The sequence below is a fragment of the uncultured Veillonella sp. genome (assembly GCF_963522475.1).
In the GTDB taxonomy this organism is placed as follows: domain Bacteria; phylum Bacillota; class Negativicutes; order Veillonellales; family Veillonellaceae; genus Veillonella.
This window is the reverse complement of the sequence record NZ_CAUQYW010000016.1, coordinates 39,287-48,792: the sequence shown is the minus strand read 5'-3', so window position 1 is coordinate 48,792 and position 9,506 is coordinate 39,287. Positions and strand designations below refer to the sequence as shown.

Sequence of the window (9,506 nt, the reverse complement as noted above, 5' to 3'; positions counted from 1 at the left end):
TACATTTCTTTGGTGATCCAGGAGGGATTCGAACCCCCGACCCACGGCTTAGAAGGCCGTTGCTCTATCCAACTGAGCTACTGAACCATGTGGATTACCTATATATGTAATTATCTATTATAGTATAAATTATGTAGTATGTATCGTCAACTGTGCTCTATTGCAGTTTACCCTAAAAAAGGCAAAAAAAAATGGAGCGGGTGAAGGGAATCGAACCCTCGCGACCAGCTTGGAAGGCTGGGGCTCTACCATTGAGCTACACCCGCAAATAAAAAATGGTCGGAGCAGCAGGATTCGAACCTGCGACCCCCTGGTCCCAAGCCAGGTGCGCTACCAAACTGCGCTATGCCCCGTCATTAATTACTTTGCTATTATAGCAAACCCGGTAGTTGATGTCAACCACTACTCTTGCTGAGTTTTTACTCTGTTGAGTATCGCTCTGCAACGAAAATTATTATATCATTGATGCAAAATAGTGACAAGTACTTTTTTACAACTTCATTAATTTTTTAAATTTTATTAATTCGTATACAAAAACATGCACCCCTTTCAAGGTGCATGTTTGATTGTTTATATTATCTTTGTTAGATTTTAAAGAGCTATTAAGCATTAAGCTCATAGCAATTAAAATTAACCTCCGTAGTTACCAGCTTTAACTGCTTCAGGATTTTTAGCAATACCTTGTTTTACAGCTACTTCAGCAACTGCTTTTGCAACAGCTGGAGCTACACGAGGATCAAATACAGATGGCATAACATTTTCTTCGTTCAATTCGCTATCTGGAATCAAATGAGCCAATGCTTCAGCAGCAGCCAATTTCATTTCGTCAGTAATTTTAGATGCACGAACATCGATAGCACCACGGAAGATACCAGGGAATACTGCTACGTTGTTGATTTGGTTAGGAGCATCAGAACGACCAGTACCAGCAATACGAACACCAGCAGCTTTCATATCCGCATATGTTGCTTCTGGGTTAGGGTTAGCCATGGAGAATACAATTGCATCATCAGCCAAGTTTTCCAAGATTTCTTTTGTGAAAGCACCTGCTGCAGATACACCAAGAAGAATGTCAGCACCTTTAGCATTTTCAGCCAAGTTACCATGTTTTTCTTCAAGTTTAAGCAAGTCGATCAATTCAGCTTGCAAGGAATCAAGACGTTTGTAGTCTTTATGCAATACGCCAGAGGATACTAACAATGTAATATCTCGAGCACCTGCAAGATACAACAAACGAGCGATGTTTGCACCAGCAGCACCCGCACCATTTACAACGATTTTAGCTGTTGTTAAATCTTTTTTAACAAGGCGAAGAGCACCTTTTACACCAGCTAAACAAGCGATAGCTGTACCGTGTTGGTCATCATGGAATACAGGTATTTCCAATTCTTCTTTCAAACGGTTTTCAATTTCATAACATTTAGGAGAAGAAATATCTTCCAAATTAATACCAGCAAAGTTTTTTTGCAATAATTTTACAGTGTTGATCAATGTATCAGCATCTTTAGTATCTACAACCAATGGAATGCAGTCTACATCGCCGAATTTTTTGAACAATAAGGATTTACCTTCCATTACTGGCAATGCTGCTGCAGCGCCGATGTCGCCAAGACCAAGTACACGAGTACCATCGGATACAACGGCAACCATGTTGGAACGACAAGTTAATTCGAAGGATTCTGCTTCATTATCTTTAATACGCAAGCATGGTTCTGCTACACCTGGTGTGTAAGCTACAGATAAATCATGAGCGTCTTTTAATTCATATTTTGTTCCTACAGTAAGGAAACCTTTTAATTCACGTTTCTTTTGTACCGCTAATTCACGTACGTCCATTCTAATTCTCCTTTGTGGATAAACTCGAACTCTTTTGAGTCGGTAATTAATACCTTTAACTAATTGTATTATACATAATGATATATGATAATTCAAGTTTTTTCGATATAGTTTTCCGAATATTTTAGAATTAAATTCTATTAATTTATATTAGTAAAAAAAATGATAAACAAAAAGTAGATAAGCCATATACGGCTTATCTACTTTCATACTACATACGCATCATATAACAGAACACATGGCGTAAAAATATATGTTTTTATTTATGCTTTTACAGAAGGTAAATTACGACCATAGAAAATTTCCATCATTTCTTGTTTTAATTGATGTTTAATTTGCTTGATTTCTCGTTCGCTTAATTCCGCTTCAGTAACACCAAATAAATAATTATCTAGATCAAACTCTTTTAACATCATTTTTGTATGGAAGATATTTTCTTGATACACATTTACATCAATCATATTGTACATATTACGAGTTTTTGCATTGATGTAGTTTTGGATAGAGTTAATGCGATGATCAATATAGATTTTCTTACCAGATACGTCGCGTGTAAAGCCACGTACATGATAATCCAATGTAAGAATATCGGAATCAAAGCTTTGAATTAAATAATTAAGTGCTTTAAGCGGAGAGATTTGACCACATGTAGAAACTTCAATGTCGGCACGGAATGTACTAATCCCTTTATGTGGATGGCTTTCAGGGTAAGTATGTACAGTAAGGTGAGATTTATCAAGATGCATAACAACATCTTCTTTTTCAATTTCCTCTTCAGAAATCAAAATTGTAACGGATGCACCTTGTGGATCATAGTCTTGTTTTGCTACGTTAAGGATATTTGCGCCAATAATACGACTAACTTCTGTTAAGATAGCCGTTAGACGATCCGCATTGTATACTTCATCAATGTACTGAATGTATTGTTTTTTCTCTTCTTCTGTACGAGTATAACAAATATCATAAATATTAAAACTCAAGGTCTTTGTGAGATTATTAAAACCATATAATTTCATTTTAGGTTTTGCTTTAACTGGTGTCTCCATGATATGTTATAACCCTTTCCATGCATAGACTTACTATTTTTAAAAGTTTATCGAGCTATTACGGCACGAAACTTTCACCATATAACTAAATAATATCTTCTTTATAAACAAACTCTACATCAAACTGTCCATTATCGTAGGTAACAATTGCAAAAGTACCACCAGAGCGGTCACGGGGCAACGATATGCTGCCAGGATTCACAAATACCGCATCACGGACACGAACCTCCCCATGATGATGACTATGACCAGAAACGATAAGTCGTGCGCCCATGTCAGTTCCTAATTCAATCAGTTTTTGTATTCGATTATAATATGATACCTCATGACCATGAGTCATGTAAATATAAGTATCCTCAAGAGGAATCAACTGTTCTCGAGGCTCAAGAGGCTGTACACGATCATTATTACCACGCACCGCATACACAGGAATCTCCGTATGTTCCTGCATATAGCGCGCATCATCTCCATAATCACCAGCATGAAGCCACATATCAATATCTTGATCTACAGTAGCCTCCAAAATGAGGTCAATATTCTCTAGATACCCATGGGTATCACTTACAATACCAATTCGTTTCATTTTATTATTTCTCTAATACTATTATATTATACATTGATTTGAACTATACCATATAGTTCGAAAATATCAAAGCTTGTTAATTAATTCACGTAGTGCACGTCCTCGATGGCTAATCGTTTCCTTTTCTTCAATGCTAAGTTCAGCCATAGTCTTTTTAAATTCAGGCACATAAAAATATGGATCATACCCAAATCCATTATCACCTTTTGGCTCATCTTGTACAATACCATCACAATAGCCTTCAGCTGTCACTTCACGACCATCAGAATATACAAGAGCTAAAGCACACACATAGTGGCCTGTGCGATTACTTTTACCTTGCAGTTCGCGAATTAATTTTTCATTATTAGCTTGATCATCACCATGATGACCTGCATAACGAGCAGAATATACACCTGGTGCTCCATTAAGTGCATCTACGGTGATACCAGAATCATCGGCAAGGCATGGACGATTGGTAGCCTTTGCATAGTAGTGAGCCTTCAAAAGAGCATTTTCCATAAAGGTTGTACCAGTTTCCTCTGGTTCCTCAACAGAAATCACATCTTTTACTGGTACACAGTCGATAGATAAATGAGAGAAAGCCTCAGAAAATTCACGAATTTTCCCTTTATTGCCTGTAGCTAATACGATTTGTTCCACCTTATACCTCCAGAGCTGTAGGATACACTTTACCTACTTTATCTGCTGTCACACCAAGTACTTCACGTTGTTTAGCCATAAGCTCATCTGTAGCGGCCTCCGCTAAGTCGAGTAATGCATTAAGTTCATCACGGTTAAAGGTACCATGTTCACCTGTACCTTGTACCTCAACCATATTACCAGATCCTGTACGCACTACGTTCATATCAACAATAGCAGCACTATCCTCTTCATAGCAAAGATCAGTAATAGGACCTTCTGGACCAACACCTACGGAAATAGCGGCACAGAAGTCAGTGATTGGGAATTTACCCGCTCCACCAAAGGTGAAGTCCACCGCATCAACGAGGGCCACAAAAGCACCGGTAATAGATGCTGTACGCGTGCCACCATCGGCTTGGATTACGTCGCAGTCAATTGTAATAGAGCGTTCACCTAATGCTTCAAGGTCTACAACAGCACGCAAAGCGCGACCGATAAGACGTTGAATTTCTACGGTACGGCCTGTTTGTTTCCCCTTTGCTGCCTCACGACTTACGCGAGTTTGCGTAGAACGTGGCAACAAGGAGTATTCAGCGGTTACCCATCCTTGGCCAGAACCTTTTAGCCAGCGCGGCACAGAATCCTCAACAGTAGCCGTACAGATAACCTTAGTCTTACCGCACTCAATGAGTACAGAACCTTCTGCATACTCTGTAAAATTCCGTGTTATTTTAATAGGTCGCAATTGACCTGCTGTTCTATTGTCGCTACGCATGGGAACCTCACCATTCTAAAATTAAACATTAGAACGCCCCTTACACAAAGGGGCGTTATTTCTTCTTATTATATCATAATTTTTCTATTTTTCATTACCATGAATCACATGGTGATTCGATAGTTTACCACTATACCTTGTATTGTCCATCGCCAAGTGGATCTACCACAACATAACGGCTAGCACCGCCTTCTGCTTTAGCTCGTTTAGCCTCTGTTATTGCATCTTGACGAGTTTCCTCATCTGCTTGCCAAGGGATAAACATAGCATATACACTTTGTGGCCCATAAGGTCCATATTGTCCTCGTGAAAGCACGCTATGCCAGCCCACCTTATCTTCGTACATACGCACCTTTTCAAGACGTTCCTCTTGTACGCCCGTTTCATCATAGTACACATTATAACGATTCGACCATATATCACCTACACCTGTACGTTCCTCTTCGGCCATCTTATAACGATCTGCCCATTGCACCTTCCATTTAGCAATAAGGTTATCAATATAAGCAGTTACATTTTGACTTTGCTTATATTTAACAGGGTCAAAGGCAGGTTCTACGACCTTACTGTAATCAAGGCCTGCCATAGATAATATGATACCTGTATTTACATAAGGCAATGCTTCCTGTACAGAGTAACCACCTTCTAATACGGCAATATCAGCTTGTAATAAATCTACAAGTTCAGCATAGCCCTTTGCAGTGACCTGCATATTTGCCAAAGGATCACTAAAGTGATTATCTTGACCTGCTGAGTTGATAACAACATCTGGATTAAATTCTTCCAAGATAGGCAATACAAGTTCACGCATAACCTTCATTAAGCCTTCGTCACCAGTTCCTGGTGGCAATGGGATATCTATATTGCCACCGATGGCTTGTGGTCCACCGAATTCATCCATAAAGCCTGTGCCAGGATACAATGTACGTCCATCTTGATGAAAACTAATGTATAGAGTATCAGGATCATGGTAGAACACATCTTGAGAACCATCGCCATGATGTACATCTGTGTCTACCACGGCCACTCGTTTTATACCATAGGTTTGGCGCATGTGTTGTATCATAACGGCTTCAATATTAATTGTACAGAACCCACGAATACCATGAACCATGGCCATTGCATGATGCCCTGGCGGTCTTACTAGGGCAAAGGCGCGATCTACTTCACCGCGCATAACCGCATCAGCAGCCGCAATAGCACCACCTGCAGAGACACGATGTGCTTCCGTCACCCAGGACTCTAAATCTGGAGCTCCCACATGAACTCGTTTTATCGTATCCCAATCGGCCACGATAGGATTATATTCCACAATATTAGGTATGTCTAATAAGCCTTCCTCTACGATTTGATCGCGTGTATATAATAACCGTTCTTGTCGTTCTGGATGTGTTTCAGAAATCTTCCAATCAAAAGCGGGGAAAAATACGAGGCCTAAACTATGTTTTAATACATTTTTATCCGGATTTAACGTGTCACCTGTATTTGTATTGGCGATCTTATTCGTACTAGTATTGGTAAGCTTATTTATACCAATATTTCTGAGTCCATGACGTTCTCGATAGGATAATCCTTTATTCCACATACTGTTTCACCCCCGCTGCTAGTTGTACTTTTACCGTTATTAAACGTTCCATTGATTGCCAGCCCTCTACTACAGGGAAATCTTCTATACTAATGACCTCTATGTCTTGGTTTTTACCAAGGCCTAAACGCAATGCTTCTTCACTGAGGGCCTCTTTAGCTCGTTCCACAACTTGTTCCACCCGCTTTAAGGTACATGTTTGCTGCTTAATGCCTAATTCGGGAATAACAAGTAAACGGCGTTTTGTATCGACATGAACAGTGAGTTCGATAGTAGATAAAGCTAGAGCAGCACCAATAGCATTAGCCACCTCCGCATTGTCTGGAATTGTCACAGGCAACTCCAAGTACTCCCCAATACTTGGACCTAAACTAGGCGCTGTACCACCTACTACAACGATTTGGGACGGTACAAATACATCAGGGTTTACGATATCCGCTACTACATAAATAGGTCGTTTATTTTCTGCCCTTACTACCTCATCTATACCACGTTGAATCGTTTGTAACGCCTTATTTACCACTAATTGAGCTATGTCAAAAGCCGTTATAGAAGATACTGATTGTTGTTTATTCTGAGTAGAATCAGATTTAAGACTGTTCTGTAATGTATTAGCTAATACGTCCATAGCCTGTATAGCTAATTTCGCATCACCATAGTTTGCATACCCTAATACAATGAGTGCATCCCCTAATGTAGGTTCATCGCCACCCAAAGCCGCAGATGGGCCTACCCGTTCAGGGCCCACTAAGATAACTCCATCTACAATACGAACGACAGATTCACCACCAATACCAACAGAGGTAACTGCAAAAGATCGTACTGCACTAGGGTACTCACGGATAGACACGCCATTTTTAGTCATCAATGGACTCCCTTGTTTCCACAAAGAAATATCTGTAGTGGTACCGCCAATATCTAAAGCAACTGTATGTTCATTCCCAATAGTTCCAAGAGCAGATAAGCCAAGTACGGTTGCTGCAGGTCCTGTAAAAGCGGTCTCCACAGGTCTACTCACCATATGCTCCATAGGTAAAGAACCGCCATCGGCTTTTAATATATGAAGTGGAGCCTTAATGTTTCGCACAGTGAGCGCATCTTCTACATTCTTCTTAAACAGTGTAAATACTGGTGTTACAGCACTATTAAAATATGCGCTAATGGTGCGTCGAGGAAAGTTTAATGAACCACTTAATAAGCTACCATTAGAAATAGTAGCATATGTATGTTCCAGCTCTTTTGCAATAGACAATTCCTCTTGAGGATTACGCACCCCAAATTTAGCAGATACAGCGGCTAAATCTGTGCCACTATGAGATTGAACCATTTCAGCTACACCATGAACTGTATTTGTAGGCGTACGCTCCACCACAATACCTCTATGATCAGTATAACCTTGAAGATATATCGGCTGCACAGGGAAAATATCATCCACATTTCGCCCAGGACCAGTTACTACATAGAGATCTACTACTTGTTCCTTCTCTTCTACGATGGTATTTGTTACCACAGTAGTAGACAGAGTGACTTGCTCAATATTTGCAGTATTACAACTTTGGATCACTGCATCAAGGGCTTCTCCTATCCCTTGCATTAAATTATCTTTGGTTGTTCGTCTTTTAGCGGATGCTACTACACGATGACCATCGATGATAACAGCATCTGTGAAAGTACCACCTACGTCTAAACCTAGTAACATAAAACCTCCTTATTAGCATTTATAGAGTTCTATACAAGCTCAATTATGGAACTAAATGGGCCCATCAATTTAGAATATAATTACCATTTACCCCCGCAACATAAAAAGGCTGTCCCCATCTCTATGTGATGAGTACAGCCTTCTATTATTTACCAGATACAGATGCGTAATTTTTAATGATAACAATCGGAGTCATTTGGCTATCATTACCAAATGGATTATCAATCAATAATTGTGCAATTTTATTACCGTCAATACCACGACTTGTACCTAAAACAGCGGAACGTTTCAAATCATTAACGTCAGCTACAACAGCACCATAACAGCCTGTGCGAGATACGATTTTCTCCGCTACTTTATCTGGGTCCTTTGGACCAAATACAATATGCTTATCAAATGGAGGCATTGTACCAGTCACGTCGTCAGTTAAAGATGCAGCACGAGCAATTGCATAGAATACACCTGGTTTGCGGAAAATTTTAGCAATAGCCCCCAAAATAAAGGCACCTAATACTTTCCATTTACCATCTAAGTTCATGGCGGATTGCATGCCATAAATAGATGCCATAGAGCCATCTGGATGAATAAAACGATTGATTAAACGAGCTTGCCAACATACATCTAGCTCTTCAGGACGTGTAAATCGTCCTTGTGTAATAGCTACTACAGATTCAGCTACACAAACGATATCTTCAGGTCCAATATTATGACCACCAAATTCAACGATAGCATCCACGATGTCATCATTATCTGTAAGAATACGTGTTGGCACACATACTAACTCTAATTCTGCCATTGTTATGCCTCCTTATTGAACCAATGCTGCTTGAACTTCTTCAGCAGTCAAACGAATACGTTGTTTATCAATATGATAATCTGTACGGCCTACGATTTGGTAGTAAATATCGATGTCCATATAAGGGAATCCCTTAATATCTTCACGAATATTCCCATTTTTACCTGTCAATGTAACGAATACACGAATGGTACCGCCTTTACGAGGTTTGATAATAACAGATTCAAAATAACCATCATGACGAGGACGATTAATATCCATAGCCCATGCTTCTACTTTTACAGCATCAAAATGTTCTTCAGGTAACAATGGACGAGGGAATAAATCCATAATTGTACCAAGTTGACGGCCTTTGTTTACAAAAGGAATATCACAGAACAAAGTAATAGATTCAAAATTACGATCAGACACTTGGAAGTTAGTTGCTCGTTTTGGCAATAAGATAACCTTTTCATTACCTTGTTTCAATACGAACAAACGGAATAATAAATACAAAGCTGCAATAGCCACAATAATAGCTATTACTACACTTAGGATGTTATAAAACCACATAGGGCATCTC

General features: G+C 39.5%; 9 protein-coding genes and 3 tRNA genes. All 12 read right to left on the bottom strand.

The window, feature by feature from the left end:
- Nucleotides 1-10: 10 nt before the first annotated feature.
- Nucleotides 11-87, bottom strand: a tRNA-Arg gene (locus tag RWP19_RS08470).
- 105 nt (nucleotides 88-192) lie between these two features.
- A tRNA-Gly gene (locus tag RWP19_RS08465) sits at nucleotides 193-266 on the bottom strand.
- Between the two features lie 10 nt (nucleotides 267-276).
- Nucleotides 277-353, bottom strand: a tRNA-Pro gene (locus RWP19_RS08460).
- A 277-nt stretch (nucleotides 354-630) separates the two neighbouring features.
- The gene (locus tag RWP19_RS08455) at nucleotides 631-1,836 is read right to left on the bottom strand and encodes an NADP-dependent malic enzyme (RefSeq protein WP_314357302.1); all 1,206 of its coding nucleotides are present in this window, start codon (nucleotides 1,834-1,836) and stop codon (nucleotides 631-633) included.
- Nucleotides 1,837-2,099: 263 nt separating this feature from the next.
- Nucleotides 2,100-2,882, bottom strand: a complete 783-nt coding sequence (speD, locus tag RWP19_RS08450) for an adenosylmethionine decarboxylase (RefSeq protein WP_295286823.1) — start codon at nucleotides 2,880-2,882, stop codon at nucleotides 2,100-2,102.
- An 85-nt stretch (nucleotides 2,883-2,967) separates the two neighbouring features.
- Entirely contained in the window at nucleotides 2,968-3,465 is a 498-nt protein-coding gene (locus RWP19_RS08445; protein ID WP_314357301.1) for a YfcE family phosphodiesterase, read from the bottom strand.
- Between the two features lie 66 nt (nucleotides 3,466-3,531).
- The gene (locus RWP19_RS08440) at nucleotides 3,532-4,107 is read right to left on the bottom strand and encodes an XTP/dITP diphosphatase (protein WP_314357300.1); all 576 of its coding nucleotides are present in this window, start codon (nucleotides 4,105-4,107) and stop codon (nucleotides 3,532-3,534) included.
- A gap of 1 nt (nucleotide 4,108) precedes the next feature.
- On the bottom strand, nucleotides 4,109-4,864 hold the full coding sequence (rph, locus tag RWP19_RS08435; RefSeq protein WP_314357299.1) for a ribonuclease PH: 756 nt from the start codon (nucleotides 4,862-4,864) through the stop codon (nucleotides 4,109-4,111).
- A gap of 130 nt (nucleotides 4,865-4,994) precedes the next feature.
- Complete coding sequence (locus tag RWP19_RS08430) at nucleotides 4,995-6,449, bottom strand: histone deacetylase (protein WP_314357297.1); 1,455 nt, start codon at nucleotides 6,447-6,449, stop codon at nucleotides 4,995-4,997.
- A complete protein-coding gene (locus RWP19_RS08425) occupies nucleotides 6,439-8,148 on the bottom strand; it encodes a hydantoinase/oxoprolinase family protein (RefSeq protein ID WP_314357296.1) in 1,710 nt (569 codons plus the stop codon). Before RWP19_RS08425 ends, RWP19_RS08430 begins: the two co-directional genes overlap by 11 nt.
- Before the next feature lie 145 nt (nucleotides 8,149-8,293).
- Complete coding sequence (locus RWP19_RS08420) at nucleotides 8,294-8,944, bottom strand: coenzyme F420-0:L-glutamate ligase (protein ID WP_295206244.1); 651 nt, start codon at nucleotides 8,942-8,944, stop codon at nucleotides 8,294-8,296.
- 12 nt (nucleotides 8,945-8,956) lie between these two features.
- Nucleotides 8,957-9,496, bottom strand: coding sequence for a hypothetical protein (locus tag RWP19_RS08415; RefSeq protein WP_295209161.1), 540 nt, complete (start codon nucleotides 9,494-9,496; stop codon nucleotides 8,957-8,959).
- Between the last annotated feature and the right edge of the window lie 10 nt (nucleotides 9,497-9,506).

Excerpts from the sequence above, each read along its gene's own strand:
- RWP19_RS08455 (WP_314357302.1), bottom strand. The coding sequence starts at position 1,836 with ATGGACGTACGTGAATTAGCGGTACAAAAGAAACGTGAATTAAAAGGT.
- speD (WP_295286823.1), bottom strand. The coding sequence starts at position 2,882 with ATGGAGACACCAGTTAAAGCAAAACCTAAAATGAAATTATATGGTTTT.
- RWP19_RS08445 (WP_314357301.1), bottom strand. The coding sequence starts at position 3,465 with ATGAAACGAATTGGTATTGTAAGTGATACCCATGGGTATCTAGAGAAT.
- rph (WP_314357299.1), bottom strand. The coding sequence starts at position 4,864 with ATGCGTAGCGACAATAGAACAGCAGGTCAATTGCGACCTATTAAAATA.
- RWP19_RS08430 (WP_314357297.1), bottom strand. The coding sequence starts at position 6,449 with ATGTGGAATAAAGGATTATCCTATCGAGAACGTCATGGACTCAGAAAT.
- RWP19_RS08425 (WP_314357296.1), bottom strand. The coding sequence starts at position 8,148 with ATGTTACTAGGTTTAGACGTAGGTGGTACTTTCACAGATGCTGTTATC.
- RWP19_RS08420 (WP_295206244.1), bottom strand. The coding sequence starts at position 8,944 with ATGGCAGAATTAGAGTTAGTATGTGTGCCAACACGTATTCTTACAGAT.
- RWP19_RS08415 (WP_295209161.1), bottom strand. The coding sequence starts at position 9,496 with ATGTGGTTTTATAACATCCTAAGTGTAGTAATAGCTATTATTGTGGCT.